Source organism: Streptosporangium fragile, assembly GCF_039534445.1.
GTDB lineage: Bacteria > Actinomycetota > Actinomycetes > Streptosporangiales > Streptosporangiaceae > Streptosporangium > Streptosporangium fragile.
This window is the reverse complement of sequence record NZ_BAAAVI010000084.1, coordinates 13,670-31,988: the sequence shown is the minus strand read 5'-3', so window position 1 is coordinate 31,988 and position 18,319 is coordinate 13,670. Positions and strand designations below refer to the sequence as shown.

General features: G+C 70.5%; 21 protein-coding genes. 8 read left to right on the top strand and 13 right to left on the bottom strand.

Annotation, left to right across the window (positions count from 1 at the left end; genetic code table 11):
- Nucleotides 1-474: 474 nt before the first annotated feature.
- From ABD841_RS35475 to ABD841_RS35430, 10 genes are all read right to left on the bottom strand, one after another.
- The gene (locus ABD841_RS35475; RefSeq protein ID WP_344980925.1) at nucleotides 475-1,908 is read right to left on the bottom strand and encodes a serine/threonine-protein kinase; all 1,434 of its coding nucleotides are present in this window, start codon (nucleotides 1,906-1,908) and stop codon (nucleotides 475-477) included.
- On the bottom strand, nucleotides 1,895-2,902 hold the full coding sequence (locus tag ABD841_RS35470) for a LacI family DNA-binding transcriptional regulator (RefSeq protein ID WP_344980923.1): 1,008 nt from the start codon (nucleotides 2,900-2,902) through the stop codon (nucleotides 1,895-1,897). Before ABD841_RS35470 ends, ABD841_RS35475 begins: the two co-directional genes overlap by 14 nt.
- A gap of 105 nt (nucleotides 2,903-3,007) precedes the next feature.
- Nucleotides 3,008-3,559, bottom strand: a complete 552-nt coding sequence (locus ABD841_RS35465) for a GNAT family N-acetyltransferase (RefSeq protein ID WP_344980921.1) — start codon at nucleotides 3,557-3,559, stop codon at nucleotides 3,008-3,010.
- Between the two features lie 71 nt (nucleotides 3,560-3,630).
- Nucleotides 3,631-3,960, bottom strand: coding sequence for a DUF2516 family protein (locus ABD841_RS35460; protein WP_344980919.1), 330 nt, complete (start codon nucleotides 3,958-3,960; stop codon nucleotides 3,631-3,633).
- Nucleotides 3,961-4,302: 342 nt separating this feature from the next.
- Complete coding sequence (locus ABD841_RS35455) at nucleotides 4,303-4,785, bottom strand: hypothetical protein (protein ID WP_344980918.1); 483 nt, start codon at nucleotides 4,783-4,785, stop codon at nucleotides 4,303-4,305.
- 3 nt (nucleotides 4,786-4,788) lie between these two features.
- On the bottom strand, nucleotides 4,789-5,316 hold the full coding sequence (locus ABD841_RS35450) for a helix-turn-helix domain-containing protein (RefSeq protein ID WP_344980916.1): 528 nt from the start codon (nucleotides 5,314-5,316) through the stop codon (nucleotides 4,789-4,791).
- 72 nt (nucleotides 5,317-5,388) lie between these two features.
- Nucleotides 5,389-6,315 carry a M56 family metallopeptidase gene (locus ABD841_RS35445; RefSeq protein ID WP_344980914.1) on the bottom strand — a complete coding sequence of 309 codons (927 nt, stop codon included), beginning with the start codon at nucleotides 6,313-6,315 and terminating at the stop codon, nucleotides 5,389-5,391.
- A complete protein-coding gene (locus ABD841_RS35440) occupies nucleotides 6,312-6,677 on the bottom strand; it encodes a BlaI/MecI/CopY family transcriptional regulator (RefSeq protein WP_344980912.1) in 366 nt (121 codons plus the stop codon). Before ABD841_RS35440 ends, ABD841_RS35445 begins: the two co-directional genes overlap by 4 nt.
- 264 nt (nucleotides 6,678-6,941) lie before the next feature.
- Complete coding sequence (locus ABD841_RS35435) at nucleotides 6,942-7,733, bottom strand: class I SAM-dependent methyltransferase (RefSeq protein WP_344980910.1); 792 nt, start codon at nucleotides 7,731-7,733, stop codon at nucleotides 6,942-6,944.
- A gap of 2 nt (nucleotides 7,734-7,735) precedes the next feature.
- Entirely contained in the window at nucleotides 7,736-8,473 is a 738-nt protein-coding gene (locus ABD841_RS35430; RefSeq protein ID WP_344980908.1) for an SDR family oxidoreductase, read from the bottom strand.
- A gap of 97 nt (nucleotides 8,474-8,570) precedes the next feature.
- Between ABD841_RS35430 and mshA the strand changes: the two genes are divergently transcribed.
- The 3 genes from mshA (at nucleotide 8,571) to ABD841_RS35415 (ending at nucleotide 11,272) form a co-directional block, all read left to right on the top strand.
- Entirely contained in the window at nucleotides 8,571-9,854 is a 1,284-nt protein-coding gene (gene mshA / locus ABD841_RS35425; RefSeq protein WP_344980907.1) for a D-inositol-3-phosphate glycosyltransferase, read from the top strand.
- 93 nt (nucleotides 9,855-9,947) lie between these two features.
- Entirely contained in the window at nucleotides 9,948-10,427 is a 480-nt protein-coding gene (locus ABD841_RS35420; RefSeq protein ID WP_344980905.1) for a type III secretion system chaperone family protein, read from the top strand.
- 101 nt (nucleotides 10,428-10,528) lie between these two features.
- Nucleotides 10,529-11,272 (top strand): phosphoglyceromutase, encoded by a 744-nt coding sequence (locus tag ABD841_RS35415; protein WP_344980903.1) that lies wholly within the window; start codon nucleotides 10,529-10,531, stop codon nucleotides 11,270-11,272.
- 187 nt (nucleotides 11,273-11,459) lie between these two features.
- Here ABD841_RS35415 and phoU read toward each other — a convergent pair whose 3' ends face one another.
- Nucleotides 11,460-12,119, bottom strand: coding sequence for a phosphate signaling complex protein PhoU (gene phoU / locus ABD841_RS35410; protein WP_344980901.1), 660 nt, complete (start codon nucleotides 12,117-12,119; stop codon nucleotides 11,460-11,462).
- Nucleotides 12,120-12,277: 158 nt separating this feature from the next.
- Between phoU and ABD841_RS35405 the strand changes: the two genes are divergently transcribed.
- Together ABD841_RS35405 and ABD841_RS35400 are read left to right on the top strand one after the other, a co-directional pair.
- The gene (locus ABD841_RS35405; RefSeq protein ID WP_344980927.1) at nucleotides 12,278-13,459 is read left to right on the top strand and encodes a sensor histidine kinase; all 1,182 of its coding nucleotides are present in this window, start codon (nucleotides 12,278-12,280) and stop codon (nucleotides 13,457-13,459) included.
- Complete coding sequence (locus tag ABD841_RS35400) at nucleotides 13,456-14,145, top strand: response regulator (RefSeq protein ID WP_344980899.1); 690 nt, start codon at nucleotides 13,456-13,458, stop codon at nucleotides 14,143-14,145. The genes ABD841_RS35405 and ABD841_RS35400 overlap by 4 nt, the downstream gene beginning before the upstream one ends.
- Nucleotides 14,146-14,377: 232 nt before the next feature.
- Here the strand turns inward: ABD841_RS35400 and ABD841_RS35395 are convergent, their stop codons facing one another.
- Nucleotides 14,378-14,965, bottom strand: coding sequence for a copper chaperone PCu(A)C domain-containing protein (locus ABD841_RS35395; protein WP_344980898.1), 588 nt, complete (start codon nucleotides 14,963-14,965; stop codon nucleotides 14,378-14,380).
- Between the two features lie 261 nt (nucleotides 14,966-15,226).
- Between ABD841_RS35395 and ABD841_RS35390 the strand changes: the two genes are divergently transcribed.
- The 3 genes from ABD841_RS35390 to ABD841_RS35380 all read left to right on the top strand — a co-directional run bounded on the left by ABD841_RS35390 (nucleotide 15,227) and on the right by ABD841_RS35380 (nucleotide 17,084).
- Nucleotides 15,227-15,709: a CarD family transcriptional regulator gene (locus ABD841_RS35390; protein ID WP_030924410.1), complete on the top strand. Its 483-nt coding sequence runs from the start codon at nucleotides 15,227-15,229 to the stop codon at nucleotides 15,707-15,709.
- A 17-nt stretch (nucleotides 15,710-15,726) separates the two neighbouring features.
- Nucleotides 15,727-16,185 carry a 2-C-methyl-D-erythritol 2,4-cyclodiphosphate synthase gene (gene ispF, locus ABD841_RS35385; protein ID WP_344980896.1) on the top strand — a complete coding sequence of 153 codons (459 nt, stop codon included), beginning with the start codon at nucleotides 15,727-15,729 and terminating at the stop codon, nucleotides 16,183-16,185.
- Between the two features lie 632 nt (nucleotides 16,186-16,817).
- Nucleotides 16,818-17,084 carry a GlsB/YeaQ/YmgE family stress response membrane protein gene (locus ABD841_RS35380; protein WP_344980894.1) on the top strand — a complete coding sequence of 89 codons (267 nt, stop codon included), beginning with the start codon at nucleotides 16,818-16,820 and terminating at the stop codon, nucleotides 17,082-17,084.
- Nucleotides 17,085-17,121: 37 nt separating this feature from the next.
- On the opposite strand, the gene ABD841_RS35375 is transcribed toward ABD841_RS35380, so the two are convergent.
- Nucleotides 17,122-18,288, bottom strand: a complete 1,167-nt coding sequence (locus ABD841_RS35375) for a fumarylacetoacetate hydrolase family protein (protein WP_344980892.1) — start codon at nucleotides 18,286-18,288, stop codon at nucleotides 17,122-17,124.
- Nucleotides 18,289-18,319: the final 31 nt, after the last annotated feature.

Genomic DNA, 18,319 nt, shown 5'->3' with positions numbered 1-18,319 from the left:
AGCCTCCCCGAGATACACCGTTCCCTGGCCGCCCTCACCGAGGCGTGCGGTGAGCCGGTACTCCCGCACCCTTTCAGGGTCCTCGGGCCGCAAGGGCGCAAGGTCCGGCATACTGACACCCTCCTTCAACGGCCGGGGAACAGCGCGGGTATGTCGCCGTCGTCCGTATCGGCGCTGATGGACCAGTTCATAGGCGAAGTCTCCTGTGATCGTAGTGCTGTCGCTCAGCGTCGCAGGACGCACTTGTGTCTCACTTGGAGGGTCTGAAAGCCATCAGGGCCCCGGCTGCACGGGGAGCATCGCTTGAAACGGCACGGGACCGTACGGCGCAGACATGGTCTCCCCGCCCGATCCCACGGAAACGATCATACTCGGGCGAGGTGAATCTTCTTCGGGCGATTGTCGTCCGCCGGGAGCACGGCGGCCAGGGTGATTCCGGTCGCCGCGCCCCCGGTCCGGACTTTTCGCGCCGGCCTACCTGGTCAGCGCGGCCGAGACGTGCCGGAGTTGCGACTCCAGCGCGTAACGGAGCTCGTCGGGCAGGGATCCCTCCCGGTGCCGGTCGGCGATCTTCCCGCGGACGGGGGTGAGGTCGCGGGAGCAGCAGACGGTGTTGGCCAGGACCTGGCGCAGGTCCAAAGCCACGTCCGGGCGGATGCTGCCCTCGTCCTCCCCCCGGGCCAGCAGCGCGTTGAATCTCCGGACGCTCTGGCTGAGGTTCGGCGTCGCCGGTCGCACCTCGTCCGCCGTGGTGTGCCTTTCCTCCCCGAGCCCGTCCCGGACCGTGGGTTCGAGCGAGGGCAGGGGCGGCGTGGCCGCGGGGACCGCGGCCGGCCCGGAACGGGCGCTCCCGTGGGTCATGACGGGTTCGGAGCGTGTGGCTCCGGGACGCGAGGTGGCCGAGTCGAGGACCGTGGGCGGGGCCGGGCCGTGCGAAGGGCCCGCGACCTGCCCGCTCCGGGGATCGGAGAGCTGGCTCCACACCACGACCGCGGCCACGGCGGCCGCCACCGCCGCGGCCACCGCCGACGCCAGCGTCCAGCGCACGAGCCCGATCCCGCGGGAAGCCCGCGCCGTCAGCACCTCCGTCAGCTCGTCGGCCACCTCCTGCGCCTTCGGGCGGACCTCGGGCCGGTGCGCCAGGCAGACCTGGCAGAGCGCGCTGATCCTCGCGGGCATCCCCGGCACGTCCGGCGAGGGCGGCGGACCCTCGCGCCGGGCGTTCTCGATCTCTTCCCAGGTCCGCTCCGGGTACGGCGGGGCGCCGGTGAGCATCTCGAACAGCAGTACGCCGAGCGCGTAGACGTCGTTCGCCGGGTCGGCGGCGGCGCCGGTGAGCCGCTCGGGCGCCACGTAGGGAGGGGTGCCGTAGTCGGACGCCCGATCGTCGTCCTCCCCGATGAACGCCGCGATGCCGAAGTCGAGCAGCTTGGCCCCGGCCGGGGTCAGCAGCACGTTCTCGGCGGTGACGTCCCGGTGGACGATGCCCCGTTCATGGGCGGCGGCCAGCACGGTGGCCAGCCGGGCGGCGATGAGTACGGCCTCCGCCCACGGCAGGGGGCCCTCGGCGATCCGGTCCGAGAGCGGGCGCCCCTCCAGCAGGCGCATGACCACGTAGGCGGCCAGACGCCCGTGCGAGGTCACGGTCTCCCCGTAGTCGTATACCTCGATCGCGTCGGGATGGATGAGGCGCGCGGTGGCACGCGCCTCCCGGCGGATCAGTTCGCGCTCCCCGCGGTCGGCGCCGAGGTCCCCGTCCAGCAGCTTGACCGCGACCATCCGCTGCAGCGACTGGTCGAAGGCGCGCCAGATCACACTCATGCCGCCCCACGCGATCTGCTCCAGCAACAGGTATCTGCGGGTGAGGACGTCACCCGCGCGGAGTCCGCCGGGGTCAGGAGGACTCACGGACCACCAACTCCGTGGGCAGTACGGGGTTGTTGCGCGAGGTGGTGTCCGCTGAGCGCATCGACAGCAGCAGCAGCCGGGTGGCGAGCGCCGCGAAGTCCTCCACGGGCTGGCGCACGGTGGTCAGCGGCGGCGAGGTCCGCCGGGAGGCGGGGGAGTCGCCGAAGCCGACGACGGCCACGTCCTCGGGCACCCGGCGCCCGGCCCGGCGCAGGGTCTGCAGGGCCGCCGCCGCCATCACGTCGGAGGCGGCGAACACCGCGTCGATGTGCGGCATCCGGCGCAGCAGCCACTGCATGCCGTGCACGCCGGAGGCGTGACCGAAGTCTCCGTACGCGACCGGCACACCGGTCATCCCGGCCAGGGCGAGTGTCTGCAGGAAGCCGTCGAGCCGATCGCGTGCCGCCGGCAGCGCGGGCGGACCGGCGATGACGCCGATGGACCGCCGCCCGCCGAGCAGCAGGTGCTCGGCCGCCTGCCGACCGCCGTCGCGGTTGTCCATGTCCACGTGGGGCAGGTCGATGCCGTCCGGTGGACGGCCCGCGCTGCGCACCGGGATGCCCGAGGCGGCCAGGGTCACCGCCAGCGGGTGCCGGTCCCGCGCGCCGATCAGCAGGACACCGTCGATGCCGCCCGCGACGAGCGGGGGCGTGGCGATGGTGGAGGTGGCGGCCGTGGCGGTCATCACGGCGAGGGGGACGCCGTGCCCGGTCAGCACCTCCTCCACCGCGGTGATCATCCGGGCGTAGAACGGCTCGGTGAAGAGCCGGTGTGCGGGTTCGCAGACCACCACGGCAACGACCTGGTCTGACCGGCGGCCGGCACCACCCCGGGGAGCGCGATGCCGTACGTAGCCCAGACGCGAGATCGCGTCATGCACCTGCCTGCGAGTCGATGTGCTGACTCTGACTGAACCAGTGAGTACCCGGGACGCCGTGGCGGGGGAGACCCCTGCCTCGGCCGCGACCTGGGCAAGTGTGGGTAGATCGGCCATAACTTCCTCCACACCAAGATTCCGCACAGGTGGGAGCGCTCCCAGAGAACGTAGCATTGTTTCGGAAGTGTCAAAAGATGTTTCCGAAAAATCACTACGTATATGTCAGATTTCTCTGACAGGCCAGTCAGGGGCAAGTATCGACATGATGATGGAGTCGTACCATTCACCGTCCAGGAGAAGCGCGTCGCGGCACACGCCTTCCTGGACGAAGCCGATCTTCCGGTAGACGTGCACGGCCCGCTCGTTGAAGGAGTAGACGTCCAGGCTCACCCGGTGCAGCGGCGTGGTGCCGAAGGCGTGGTCGAGGACCAGCCGGATCGCCTCGCTGCCGTACCCCTTGCCGTAGGCGCGCGGACCGACCAGCGCGATGCGCAGGTTGCAGGAGAGGTTGTCCGGGTCGAGCTGGTTGAGCACGATCTCGCCCACGTAGCTGTCGTCCTCGACGGCGCAGATCGCCAGATCCAGCCGATCGTCATGCTCGCTCCGCGAGAGGTACCAGTTCTTGGTCGACTCGTAGTCCGGCGTGCCGCGGGAACCGGTCAGCCGCACGGTCTCGGGATCGTTGACGAGTTCCCAGAGGCCGTCGACATATTCGGGACCGGCGGGACGAAGGGTTACGAGCTTCCCGAAAAGGGTGGGCTTTTCAGCGAACATCACCCGGTGTGTCTACCGGCCCGGTAGTACGGGCGCAATCCCTTTACCGTGCCGGGACCGGATGACGTGTCTCACCAGGGGCCGTACGGGCCCTGGTTGCCACCGTCCTTGCCGATCTCCCGCACGACGGGACGCACGTCGGCCAGGTAGATGCCGGAGGCGATGACGGACGCGACCGTGAAGATGCTGAGCACGCTGAGGTACTGAACCGCGGCGGCGAAGCCGAACAGCGTCGCCAGCCCGAGGATGACCAGCCACAGGTTCTTGGTCTGCTTGCCGGTGACCGCGAACGCCCGGGCCGGAGTCTTGAGGGCGTGCACGAGTGCCCAGCCGGACAGGGCGAAGACCCCGACAGCCAGGATCCAGAAAACCAGATCCAGGGCACCGTGGATTTGGATCATCGTCTCTCCAGAACGTTCGCCTCACTGGTGCTTCTCACCCTATGCGGAAAGTCCCCTTCGCGTCCCCTTCGCGTCGTCCACGGTGCTCACCGGATGCGAAAGCTCACGCGGGCGGGAGGGGCATGGGGCTGCGGGCCCGTGGACGTGCCGTCAAGAGACGGGCAGAGGCCGCGGGACGAAAAGGCGTCATGAGGGCGGAGAAACCGCAGGGGCGGACGGAAGCCACGGGGACGGGAAGGAGCCGCCGGGCGAAGTGGCGGCCCGGGAACGGGAGAGCCCGTCCCGGGAGCGCCGGGACGGGCCTCGACGGACCTCGACAGGCCCTGACGGGTGTGACGCGGGTCAGGCCTCGGGCGCGTCGTCCTTGGGGGCGGCCTTCGGCGTGCGCGGGGAGCGGGTGGTCTTCTTCGGAGCCGGCTCGGCGGCGATCGCCGGCTCGGCGGCCTCGGAGACCTCCTCAAGCTCCAGGGCGGCCTCGCCGCTCGCCTTGGAGACGACCCTGCGACCGCGGGTGGCGAACTCCTCGTAGAGCTCGACGGCCCGCACCGCCACCAGGTCGGCGTAGTCGCGCGCCTTCTCGGGGAACTCCCTGGCGTAGCCCTCGGCCTTGCCGGCCAGCTCACGGGCCCTGACGGGCAACTCCCGGGCGGCCTCGCCGAGCTCGCCGCGGCGGCTCTGCAGCTTCTGGATCTGCTCGGGAAGCTGGAGCTTCTGGATCTGCTCGGGAAGCTCGCGGAGCTTCTCGACGGCGAAGTCGCCGGCGCCCGCGACGGCGTAGAACGGCTTGGAATCGGCCAGCTTCTTGACTTCGGCAGCGATGGGCATGGGTTAACCTTCCTTGGTTTCCTGTGTGACGTGACCGTTGCCCGGGGAGGCCGCGTAGGGTTTCAACGCGGCCAGGTATTCCGCGGGCAGCGGCGCCTCGTCGTCCGGCGAGGAGCCCGCGTCACTCCGCCGGGGCTCCGGTGCGGGATGCGCTTTCTGGGAGGTCTGCGCATCTTCGTCCGGGGCCCCGGCGCGGTTCTCCTTGCGGAACGACTCGTAGATGTCGATCAGCACCTGGCGCTGGCGCTCGGTGATGAAGTGGTCGGCTCTGATCGCGGTCAGCACGTCGCTGTCCGGCTCGCGCTCCTCGATGAGGCCGGCCTGGACGTAGAGCGCCTGCGAGGAGATGTGCAGGCCCTTGGCGATCTGGTTCAGGATCTCGGCGCTGGGCTTGCGGAGCCCTCGCTCGATCTGGCTGAGATAGGGGTTGGAGACCCCGGCCGCGGCGGCGAGCTGACGCAGAGAGATCTTCGCGTGCTTGCGCTGCTCGCGGATGTACTCACCGATCGAGCCGACCTTGGGTAGTGCCATGCCTCAAGTGTGCCGCGCTGTGCTTGCAATTGCAAACACCATGGCTAACAGTTGCAAGCGCAGGGTGTGAGGTCAGTGCGGGACCAGCCAGAGAAGCGGGGCCGAGGAGGTCAGGACGACCGAGAAGGCGACGATGGCGTAGCGGATCGCGCGCGGCAGGCACGGCCCCGGGGTGACCAGGCGCTCCACCCGGGCCATCACCGCGGCCGAGGAGGTGGCGGCGCCCAGGGCCCCGTGGGGGGCGGGGACGGCGCCCGCCGTGCCGAAGCGCAGCAGGGCGGTCGCCAGGCGGCGGGGCGAACAGTAACGGCGGGCCACGTCGTCGGCGGCCATCTCCACCAGCAGACCGACCTCCGCCTGGACGTCGCCGACCAGACGCGACCAGGGCAGCGCCCGGTGGAGCGCGGCGAACGGCAGCAGCACCAGGTCGTGCCGCTCACGGACGTGGGCCGCCTCGTGGGCGAGCACCGCGGTGAGCTCGTCGGCGGAGAGCAGCTTCAGGGTGCCCTGGCTGACCACCACCTCGGAGCGCAGGCCGGGCACGCAGTAGGCGGCGGCGCCGGGATGGTCGAGCACCCGCACGCCCGGGACCACCGGGTCCTCACGGGCGATGAGGGCGAGCAGGGTGCGGTGGCGGTGCCGGGCGCGGAGCGTCTGGGCGCCCGCGGTGAGAAGCACCACGATCAGCACGCTGAGCGCGGTCAACCCGACGATGAGGGCGAGCAGCCTCGGCAGGTCGTAAGGCTCGGGAGCGCCGTATCCGCCGCTGAACGCCGAGACGGCGAAGGCGTGGAGACCGTGCAGCACACCCAGGTCATAAGGTTCCAGGGCGTAGGCGAGCAGCGCACCGGTTCCGGCCAGACCCCACGTCACTCCCAGGGCCTGCCACAGCACGATGGCCACGTGCGGAGCACGATAGGTCCATCGGGCCCGGGTGAACCGCCAGGCTCCGACCGCGCAGACCAGGGCGAGTATCGCCAGGGCTGCCGCGGTGATCACTCGTCCTCCAGATCCTCCAGGTCCATCAGGGCCTTGCGCAGGATTTCGGCCTCGGTGCCGGTGACGGCCTGGGCGAACCTGGTCAGGGCCGCCGACCGGTCACCGGTCATGTCCAGCGCTTCAAGCATAAGCTCTGCGATGTACGCGTCGCGGCTTTCCGCCGGTTCGTACCGCCACGCGCGGCCGTCGCGGCTGCGGATGAGGAAGCCCTTGCGGGTCAGCCGGTCGAGCACGGTCATCACCGTGGTGGGCGCGAGGTCGCGGTCGGCGATCAGACGCCCGACCTCCCGCGCCGTCACAGGAGATGGCTGTGCCCAGATGATGTCCATGATGCTGCGTTCAAGCTCGCCGAGACCCTTCACGCATCCAAGCCTAACTCCCGCACCACGAGGGGTAGTACTACGGGTTGTCGAGTGACTGTGTTCATGGCTGTGTTTATGGCGACGCTGCGCGTCGCGGCTCGGGTGCTCTGACCCGGCTCCTTCGCTCCTCGGTCCAGTCGCCGGCGCACCCTCGCGGGCTCCTTCGCTCCTCAGTCCAGTCGCCGGCGCGTCCGAACAGAAGTCCCTCAGGGCGGGGAACGTGGGCACGTCCCCTGGGGCAATGGTGATGTCGGCGTGGTCGGGTCAGCGGGGGGCGATCGAGGTCCAGGGGACGGTGACCTCACCGAGCCGCCAGCGTGCCCGGCCGCCGAGCGGGGGGCGGGCGGCCACCGGCCAGGTCGCGGCGAGCGTCTCGACGGCGGCGATCCAGCGGCGGCGGGAGCCGTAGGCGGCGAAGGGCGCGTTGACCGCCCACGCGCGATCGAAGTCACGCAGGAAGGCGTGGACCGGCTCGCCGGGGACGTTCCGGTGGATGAGCGTCTTGGGCAGGCGGTCAGCCAGGTCGGAGGGGCGCTCGAAGGCGTCGAAACGGGCCGAGAAGGTGAGGGTTCGGGGTCCTGCGCGGTCGAGACCGGCCCAGACCGCGCGGTGACCCACCTCCGAGCAGGTACCCTCGACGATCACCCCGTCCGGCGCGAGCCGCCGCCGGAGCATCGTCCAGTACTCCCACGCCTGCGCCTCGCCGTACTGCCTGAGCACGTTGAACGCCCTGACCAGCAGGGGCGGGCGGTCCACCGGCACCTCGAAGCCACCCAGCGCGAACGAGAGCCCGGGGCGCTCGTACGGCTTGGCCGCCGCGACCCGGGCCGGGTCGATCTCGATCCCGACCACCTCGACCGAGGGGCAGACCCGGCGCAGCCGCAGGAACATCTCCAGGGTCGTGATGTGCGAGGCCCCGTAGCCGAGGTCGACCACCAGCGGGCGGTCGGCCCCGCGCAGCAGGCGCCCGTGCGCGGCGGCGATCCACCGGTCCGCGCGCCGCAGGCGGTTGTGACCGGTGGTCCCCCTGGTGATCTCCCCGACCGGCTTCACCACGGTCAGACGCGGTGGATCTTGTGCTGGGCGGCCTGGGCCCGGGGGCGGATGACCATGCGGTCGATGTTCACATGAGCCGGGCGGGTCACGCTCCAGGCGATGGCGTCGGCCACGTCGTCGGCGGTGAGCGGGCCGGGCACCCCCTCGTAGACGCGGTCGGCGGCGGCGGAGTCCCCGCGGAAGCGGTTCAGGGAGAACTCCTCGGTGTGCACCATCCCGGGGGCGATCTCGACGATCCGGACCGGCCGCCCCACGAGCTCCAGCCGGAGCACCTCGGTCATCGAGGTCTGCGCGTGCTTGGCCGCGTTGTAACCGCCGCCGCCCTCGTACGAGACCAGCCCGGCCACCGAGGTCAGCATCACCAGCACGCCGTCGCCCGACTCGATCAGCTTGGGCAGCAGCGCCTGGGTGACGCGGAGCGCGCCGAGCACGTTGATGTCGTACATCCGCTGCCAGTCGGCCACGTTCCCGGTGGCCACCGGCTCCAGGCCGATCGCGCCTCCGGCGTTGTTGACCAGTACGTCGCAGCGGTCCAGCGCGGCGGCGAGCTCGTCCACCGACTCCTGTGACGTCACGTCCAGCGTGACCGCGCGGATTCCGGGCACGTCCGCGGCCAGCTTGTCCAGCCGATCCCTGCGCCGTGCCGCGGCCACCACGTCGAAGCCCTCCGCGGCCAGCCGGCGAGCCGTCGCCTCGCCGATCCCACTGCTGGCCCCTGTCACCACAGCCGTTTTCTTCATGGTTCACCATCCTGCCAGGGCCGTCCGCGACGACCCCAACGCGGCTATGTGTCGGGAATGTTGCGGATTAATAGGTAGTTGAGCCATCTCGGAGGTGGTGTCTGTGAGGCGACGGCGGGTCAACCGGGTCGCGACGATCAGTATGCACACGTCTCCCCTGGACCAACCGGGGACCGGAGACGCGGGCGGCATGAACGTCTACATCGTCGAGGCGGCCAAACGGCTGTCCGAGCTGGGAGTGGAGGTCGAGATCTTCACCCGGCAGACGTCGAGGGACCTGCCGCCGGTCGCGGAGATCGTTCCCGGTGTGTCCGTCCGCCACATCACCGCGGGTCCGTACGAGGAACTCGACAAGGGCGACCTGCCCGGCCAGCTCTGCGGGTTCCTGTCGGGCGTGCTGCGGACCGAGGCCATGTACGAGCCGGGCCGCTACGACGTCATCCACTCCCACTACTGGCTCTCCGGCCAGGTCGGCTGGCTGGCCAAGGAACGCTGGGGCCTGCCGCTGGTGCACACGATGCACACCATGGCCAAGGTGAAGAACCTCCTGCTGGCCGAGGACGACAAGCCCGAGCCGGCCGCCCGGGTGCTGGGGGAGCAGCAGGTCGTGGACGTGGCCGACCGCCTGGTGGCGAACACCCCGACCGAGGCCCGCGAGCTCGTCGAGTTATACGGCGCCGTCCCCGAGCGCGTCGAGGTGGTCAACCCCGGGGTCAACCTCACGGTCTTCCAGCCCGCATCCAAGGGCGCGGCGCGCCACCGGCTGCGCCTGCCCCAGGACGCCCACGTGCTGCTGTTCGTGGGCCGCGTGCAGCCGCTGAAGGCCCCGGACGTGCTGCTGCGCGCCGCGGCCAGGCTCCTCGTCGAGGAGCCCGCGCTCAGGTCGAGGCTGGTCGTCGCCTGCGTCGGCGGGCCCAGCGGCAACGGTCTGGCCCGGCCCTCCTACCTGACCGACGTGGCCGCCTCACTGGGCATCTCGGACGTGGTCCGGATCGTCCCCCCGGCACCCCAGTACGAGCTGGCCGACTGGTACCGCGCCGCCGACGTGACGGTCGTCCCCTCGCACAGCGAGTCCTTCGGCCTGGTGGCCCTGGAGTCCCAGGCGTGCGGCACCCCGGTGGCCGCAGCGTCCGTGGGCGGTCTGCGCACCGCCGTACGCGACGGCGTGTCCGGCGTGCTCGTCGAGGGGCACGACCCGCACGACTGGGCGCGGGTGCTGAGCCGGTTCCTCCACATGCCCGCCTGGCGGGAGGCCCTCGCGGCGGGCGCCGTGGCCCAGGCCGCGGCCTTCGGCTGGTCGGCCACCGCGGCGCGGCTCGCCGAGGTCTACGCCGGGGCGATGGCGAACCTCCACCGGGTCCCGATCGCCGTCAACTCCTGAGAAGCGCCCCGGAGCGCCGCGGGAAGCCCGCGCCGCCGGAGGCCGCCGCCTCCCGGGCCCGGAAACCCCCGGGCCCGGCCGTAGGCTTGGCGCATGCGTGAAGTGATCGAGACGGCGTTGAAGGACATGGAGGTCTCCTTCGAGGAGCCCCGGCCGGGCGCCTTCCTGGTGCGGCTGCCCGGCCAGCGCAAGCTCGCGACCATGACCTGGCTGATCGTCGGCGATCGGACGCTGCACGTGGAGGCGTTCTTCTGCCGCCGGCCCGATGAGAACCACGCCGAGTTCTACAGCTGGCTGCTCACCAAGAACGGGTTCATGTACGGCGTGCACTTCGCCCTCGACCCGGTCGGCGACGTCTACCTGGTGGGCCGGGTCCCGTCGGCCGCGGTCACCGAGGAGGAGCTCGACCGGCTTCTCGGGTGCGTTCTGACCTACGCCGACGAGGGGTTCGACCGCGCGCTGGAACTCGGCTTCGCCTCCTCGATCCGGCGCGAGTGGGAGTGGCGTGCCAAGCGGGGTGAGTCGCTCGCCAACCTGCAGGCGTTCGCCCGCTTCGCCGACCCCGACCGCTGAGGTCCCCGGACCGGTGCCGAGGCCGGTCGGCGTGGAGGCGGACCGGTGCCGGACGGCCGACGGCTGGGGCGGCCGGGAAGCCGCCCACTAAGCTTGGCGGCATGTCGACTTTGGTGCTGCTTCGGCACGGTGAGAGTGAGTGGAACGCCAAGGGCCTGTTCACCGGATGGGTGGACGCCGGGCTCTCGGCCAAGGGCGAGGAGGAGGCGCGCCGCGGCGGCAAGCTGCTCATCGAGGCCGGGGTACGGCCCGACGTGGTGCACACCTCCCTGCTGACCCGGGCGATCCAGACGGCGAACCTCGCGCTGGGCGTCGCCGACCTGCTCTGGCTGCCGGTCACCCGGTCCTGGCGGCTCAACGAGCGCCACTACGGAGCCCTGCAGGGCAAGGACAAGGCGCAGACGCGCGCCGAGTTCGGCGACGAGCAGTTCATGCTCTGGCGGCGCTCCTACGACGTCCCGCCGCCGCCGATCGCCGACGACGACGAGTTCTCCCAGGTCGGCGAGGCCCGCTACGGGCACATGCCGAGTGAGCTGGTCCCGCGGACCGAGTGCCTCAAGGACGTCGTCCAGCGCATGCTGCCGTACTGGTACGACCGGATCGTGCCGGACCTCGCGGCGGGCAGGACGGTCCTGGTCGCCGCGCACGGCAACTCGCTCCGGGCGCTGGTCAAGCACCTGGACGGGATCGGCGACGACGAGATCGCCGGGCTCAACATCCCCACGGGCATCCCGCTGGTGTACGAGCTGGACGACGACTTCCACCCCGTCGCCGCGGGCGGCCGCTACCTCGACCCCGACGCGGCCGCGGCCGCCATCGAGGCCGTGGCCAACCAGGGCAGATAGCCCGGACGGTCTTCACCACGGCACGACGAGAGAGGGCCCGCCGGATCCGGCGGGCCCTCTCGTGTCTCACCGTTCGGCCATCCGCCGGAGGAACCACTCAAAGCCGGCTCGGAACCGGCTCGGGACCGGCCGGGAAACGGCGACGGGGTCCGGGCGCCCGCGTCGTGGGCGCCCGGACGCCGGGTGCTCAGAGAGCGGCGATGTCGTGGGGACGGGAGCCCGTCACCAGGTAGACCACGTCGCGGGCGACGCGGACCGCGTGGTCGGCGTAACGCTCGTAGTAGCGGCCGATCAGCGTCACGTCGATGGCCGGCTCGACGCCGTACTTCCAGTCTGGGGCCATCAGGATCTTGAACAGCCTGCGGTGCAGCCGGTCCATCGCGTCGTCGTCGGACTCCAGCTCCATGGCCGTCTCCACGTCGCGCGAGGCGATGCAGCTGCCGGTCTTGGTGACCAGACGCTCGGCGATCTGCCCCATCTCCAGGATCGTGGCACGCACCTCCGGCGGGATCGCGGAGTCGGGGTGGCGCAGCCTGGCGACCTTGGCGACGTGCTGGGCCAGGTCGCCCATCCGCTCCAGGTCGGTGCCCATCCGGAGCGCCGTGATGATCATTCTGAGGTCCACGGCGACGGGCTGCTGCCTGGCCATCAGGTCGAAGATCGAGGCCTCGACCTCGGCGAAGATGCGGTCGACCTCCTCGTCCTGGGAGATGACGCTCTCGGCGAGATGCAGGTCCGAGTCCAGGAGGGCGGTGGTGGCCCGCGATATCGCCGACCTCACCAGCCGGGTCATCTCGACCAGCCGTACGGTGAGGGCGTCGAGTTCGTCGTGGTAGGCGTCGCGCATGGCACCCAACGTATGCGCGCGACGGTGAACGAACCTCGACCATAAAATGAACTTTGCGGGAAAGACCGTGGTCATCCCCCTTGGGTCGTCCCCAAGCAGGAAACGCCCACCTACCATCGAGGGCGTGAAGCCTACAGGAGGACCACGTGAGTGAGCTGATGGCGAGTCTGGCCGTCCTGGCCGGTTTCGTCGTGGGTGCGCTGGCCGTGATGGTCGTCCGCCAGGGTGCGGGGCAGCAGAGGCCGATGACGCCCATCGACGGCGTCGAGCCCGGAGCGCTGCCCCCGGGGGTCGCCTCGGTGCTGGCCGTGTTGCCGTCCTCGGCGGTCGTGCTCGACAAGGAAGACCGCGTGCTGCGGGCCAGCTCGGCGGCGCGCGCCTTCGGCCTGGTCAAGGGCGACCGTCTGATGGCGGCCGAACTGCTCGCCCTGGCCAGGAAGGTGCGCAGGGACGGCGAGATCCGCGAGAGCGAGATCGAGGTGGCCGGTCACAAGTTCGGTCAGGAGGCGACCAGCTTCGCGGTGCGGGTCGCCCCGCTGGGCTCCTACGGCCAGGTGCTCGTCCTCGCCGAGGACCAGACCGAGCACCGCCGGGTCGAGGCGGTCCGCCGCGACTTCGTGGCCAACGTGAGTCATGAGCTCAAGACGCCCGTGGGCGCGCTGTCGCTGCTGGCCGAGACCATCCAGGACGCCGCCGACGACCCCGAGGCGGTCACCCGCTTCGCCGGGCGCATGCAGCACGAGGCCGCCCGCCTCACCTACCTGGTCCAGGACCTCATCACCCTCTCCCGTATCCAGGGCGCCGAACCCATCCCCACGCCGGGTCCGGTTCCCGTCGACGAGGCGGTGCACGAGGCCATCGACCGCTGCAACACCACCGCGGCGGCCAAGGACATCACCCTCGTCGCCGGAGGCGTCGAAGGCCTGCAGGTCTGGGGTGACGACGAACTCCTCGTCACCGCGCTGCGCAACCTCATCGACAACGCGGTCGCCTACAGCCCCGAGCACACCCGGGTCGTGGTCAGCGCCCGCGTGGCCGGCCCCGGGTCCGACTCGGTCGAGATCAGCGTGAGCGACCAGGGCATCGGCATCCCCGAGAGCGCCCAGGAGCGGATCTTCGAGCGTTTCTTCCGCGTCGACGCGGCCCGCTCCCGCGCGACCGGCGGCACAGGTCTCGGCCTGGCCATCGTCAAGCACGTGGCCGCCGCCCACAACGGGGCGGTCACGGTCTGGAGCAAGGAAGGCTCCGGCTCCACCTTCACCCTCCGCCTGCCCGCGTTCGGCGGCATGGCGGTCGCCGTACCCGGTACCACCACGATCCCCCTGGAGGCCGCGCAGTGACTCGCGTGCTTGTTGTCGAGGACGAGGAGTCGTTCTCCGACGCCCTGTCGTACATGCTGCGCAAGGAAGGCTTCGAGGTCGCCGTGGCAGCCACCGGGCCCGAGGCGCTGGAGACCTTCGACCGCAACGGCGCCGACCTGGTGCTGCTCGACCTGATGCTCCCCGGCCTGCCCGGAACGGAGGTCTGCCGCTCGCTCCGCCAGCGTTCCAACGTGCCCGTCATCATGCTGACCGCCAAGGACAGCGAGATCGACAAGGTCGTCGGGCTGGAGCTCGGCGCCGACGACTACGTCACCAAGCCCTTCTCCTCCCGGGAACTGGTGGCCCGCATCCGCGCGGTGCTGCGCCGCCAGGGCGACGTGGAGGAGCTGGAGTCCGCGGTGCTCGCCGCCGGTCCGGTCCGCATGGACGTCGACCGGCACACCGTGGCGGTGCGCGGCGAGCCGGTGCAGCTCCCGCTGAAGGAGTTCGAGCTGCTGGAGGTGCTGCTGCGCAACGCCGGCCGGGTGCTCACCCGCGGCCAGCTCATCGACCGCGTCTGGGGCGCCGACTACGTGGGCGACACCAAGACCCTGGACGTCCATGTCAAGCGGTTGCGGGCCAAGGTCGAGTCCGATCCGTCGAACCCCCGGTGCATCCTCACCGTGCGGGGCCTGGGCTACAAGTTCGACCCTGTCGAGGCCTGATCGCGGCGCGGGATCCGCGTCCGCCACCGTAGGGCTCGTACAGCCGTGGGGCTCGTACGGCGCGTCCGCGCCGTACGAGCCCCACGGCTTTTACGACCTTTGCGGCCCTTTTACGCCTTCCATGGGCTCGCGGAGCTCCCGGCCTTGTCCAGGTTTTTAGCCTTTTCTGGCGCTTCCAGGACGCAGGAGCACCCCGGGAGGCGCCGTCGCGCCCCACGGGGTGCCGCAGGCCTCAGTGGCCGCTGCTGCCGTGCTCGCCCTCGGCGGTGGCGGTGGGAGTCGGCGTGGGCGTCGGGGCCGGGGTGGCGCCGGGGGCCGGCGGGTAGGCGGTGAACTCGCGGCTGCGGGTGATGACCGGAATCGTCAGCGGCACGATGCCCGCGTTCGCGAACTGCAGCTGCACCTTGATGCTCTCGCCGCCGCGGAGCGGCTTCTTGAGACCCTCGATCAGGATCGTGGGCGTCGGCTTGCCGACGCTCACCCGCTGGTTGGCGGGGAGGGTGACCGGAGCGCCCACCTTCGCCGTGCCGAGACTCTGGTCGACGCCGAGGCCGACGAGCGTGTCGGGGGTCTGGTTGGTGTTGACCACCGACAGGTACAGCGGCGTGGCGCCTCCCACCGGCAGCTGCGCGCCGGAGTCGGGGCCGAGGAAGAACGCCTGCGAGATGTTGATGCCCTTGGTGTTGACCGTCAGGGCCTCGGTCGGTGCGTAGGGCTTGTTGGTGATCGCGTCGAATCCGGCCCCACAGCCGGCCAGGGCCGGGGCGGCTGCGAGGAGCGCGGCGGCGGCGATCGCCCGGTGACGGCTGTTGCGGGTCACGGTGCGAGTTCTCCTTGTCACACATGAGATAGAGCAAGAGCAACCCTATCGATGAGTTCCCTCGGCTTTCCCGGCGGCCCACCCCATCCCCACAAGGTGAGGAACGCAGGTCATAGCCGCTTTTTAGCCCGTTGATTCACACAGTTGAGCGTTTGTCAAGTCATAAGATGCGGCTTTGACCTGCAGTTATGGTGATTTCACTGTTCCGGGAGGCTGTGGATACGTGGTACTCTTGAGTACAGCGGAAGGGGTACTTGTCACATGACTTTCCAGGTCGGCGACACTGTCGTCTACCCCCACCACGGGGCTGCTCGGATCGAGGCGATCACGACCCGAACCATCAAAGGTGAGGAAAGGACCTACCTGGTTCTTAAGGTCGACAAGGGCGACCTTACCGTCCAGGTGCCTGCAGACAACGCTGAACTCGTGGGTGTTCGCGATGTCGTCGGCCAGGAGGGCCTTGAGCGCGTTTTCGACGTGCTTCGCATGCCTCACACCGAAGAGCCCACGAACTGGTCGCGCCGTTACAAGGCGAACCTTGAGAAGCTGGCGTCCGGCGACGTCAACAAGGTAGCCGAGGTCGTCCGTGACCTGTGGCGACGCGACAGGGAGCGTGGACTCTCCGCAGGAGAGAAGCGGATGCTGGCTAAGGCGCGGCAGATCCTGGTCAGCGAGCTCGCGCTCGCGGAGAAGACCAACGAGGACAAGGCCGAGGCCTTGCTGGACGAGGTTCTCAACTCCTGAACAAGACATTTCCGAGGGTGGGCGTCGGGGTCGACGTCCACCCCTTCGCTTCCGGCCGCGAACTCCATCTCGCAGGGCTCCACTGGCCGGGCGAGACAGGCCTGGCCGGGCACTCCGACGGCGACGCCGCGGCCCACGCGGCCTGCGACGCGCTGCTGTCCGCGGCCGGTCTCGGTGACCTCGGCGGCCTGTTCGGCACGGCCGATCCCCGCTGGGCCGGAGCCTCCGGTGCCGCGCTGCTGGAGGAGACCGTGCGCAAGGTGCGCGCGGAGGGCTTCGAGATCGGCAACGTGGCGATCCAGGTCATCGGCAACCGGCCCAAGATGGCGCCTCGTCGTGCCGAGGCCGAAAGGACCCTCAGCGCCGTCGTGGGCGCCCCGGTGAGCGTCAGCGCCACCACCACCGACGGGCTCGGCCTCACCGGCCGGGGAGAGGGTGTCGCCGCGATCGCGACCGCGATCGTGGTGAACCTCTAAGGCCATCAGGGCGTCTTCTCGTACGGAACGCGAACGCGTTCCGGCGAGCGGCGCGGAATGCTCGTCGATTTCTCCGAGGGTGGCCCGTTTCCTGGCGCGGTACGGGCCACCTTTTTCGTGCCTTTCGTGTCTTTCATGTCGGCCGAGCCGGACGAATTCCCGGCATCCTCCCGGCTGTGAAAGGCCTGGATTCCCGGCCGGAGCCGGGCGGTTCACGGCCTTGCTCGACGGCTGGAGGGCTCCCCGCGCCGCCACTCCCGGGGTGTCCGGCTCCGCCGGCGTACGGGAGCCGGTGCAGGAGTCCCGAGCGGGGGCCGCCCCGATCGACCGTTCGCACCGGCCGTTCGCACCGGCCGAACGGGGCGGCGGGGAGCGGCACGCCCAGCAGGCGGCGGTGCGGAGGGGGCGCGCGAACGGCCGGTGAGGAGGGCCTCGGCGCGAAGAACCGGCGGGAATCTCGCCGGAACGGGTGCCCGCTCGGCACCCGCGGTTCTTGAGGTGCCGTTGGCCGTTCCGGCGCGGGTGGGAAATCCCGCCGGTCGGGATTTTTCTGGCTCTCAGGAATATCCGTGACACGGGGGGTAGCCACTCCTGCGTGAGAGTGAAGGTCTCACCCTCACTGGGAGGTTGAAATGACCATCGCGTCCATTCTCGGAGCCATCGTCATCGGGGCCGTCGTCGGTGCTCTCGGCCGCCTGCTGCTTCCCGGCCGGCAGGCGATCGGATGGATCCTGACCGTCGTCGTCGGCATCGTGGCCGCGCTCATCGGCACCGCGATCGCCCAGGTCCTCGGCGTCACCACCACCCCCGGCATCGACTGGATCGAGCTGGTCATGCAGGTGGCCCTGGCCGTCGTCGGCGTCGCCCTGGTGGCCGGTCTCAGGCGCTCCAGGGTCTAGGCAGCGGGGTGGATCATCCCCGTCACCTCGCCGAGGCTCAGCGGGAGCCCTCCGGTCCGGAGGCGCTCGCGGTGATGCGCACCATGTCACCGTCTTCCAGGAAGACCCGCTCGATCCCGTCCGGCATGCCGAGCGGGTCTCGGCCGTTCCAGGTCAGTTCGAGCAGCGTCCCGAACTGGCTCCTGGCCGATCCCGACACGGGCCCCGAGGTGAGCAGATCGCCGGTCCGCAGCGGGGCGCCGCCCACCGACGTGTGGGCGAACAGCTGCGGGCCGGTCCAATACTGGGTGGCGAACGGCGGCTCCGACAGGAGCTTGCCGTTCAGCTCCACCCGCAACGTGAGGTTCAGGCCCCACGGCCGTCCGGTGGCCAGGTGGGGCGGGGGCGGCGGGTCCTGGGCGGGCGGCGCCACCCGGGCCCGCTCCAGCGCCGCGAGCGGCACCACCCACGGTGAGACCGAGGTGGCGAACTGCCCGAGGAACGGGCCGAGCGGCGTGCTCTCCCAGGCGATGATGTCCCACGCCCGCCAGCCGTTGACCACCACCACCCCGAAGATGTGATCCTCGAAGGGCCGGATCCCCCGCGTGTGCGGCGGAGCGGACGGGACGCCGACCACGTATCCGATCTCGGCGGACAGGTCCAGCCGGGCGGACGGCCCGAAGACCGGGTCGGTCCCGCCCGGGCCCCGCAACTGCCCGACCGGGCGCACGACCGGTGTGCCGGAGACGATCACGCTCGACGCCCTGCCGTACTGCCCGATGGGCATCTGGGGCCAGTTGCGCGGCAACGGGTCGGAGGGCGGCCGGAACATCCTGCCCAGGTTGGTCTCGTGCTCGATGGACGCCTGGAAGCGGATCAGGTCGCCCACGTGGAAGGGGAGGTGCATCAGCACCTCGACCATGGGGATGAGCGCCGGCAGCACCGCCGGGCGCTGCGCCGGTTCGGTGAGCAGGAAGGTCAGCTGCTCCCTGACGCTCTGCCAGGCCCGCGGCCCCGCGGCCAGGAAGGCGTTGAGCGTGCCGGAGGCGAACCAGTGGGAGTCCCTCAGCATGCCGCCGGCCGCCAGCAGGCTCAGGTCGAGCACCTGGTCACCGATGGCCACCCCGACGCGCGGGAACTCGCCACGGCGTGAGAAAACCCCGTAGGGCAGGTTGTCCACCGGAAAGCCGCTGTCGTCGGAGGCCTTTACCCAGCACGTTGTCACGCCCGCTTCGTTCCCCGGATCGGGTCAGGGG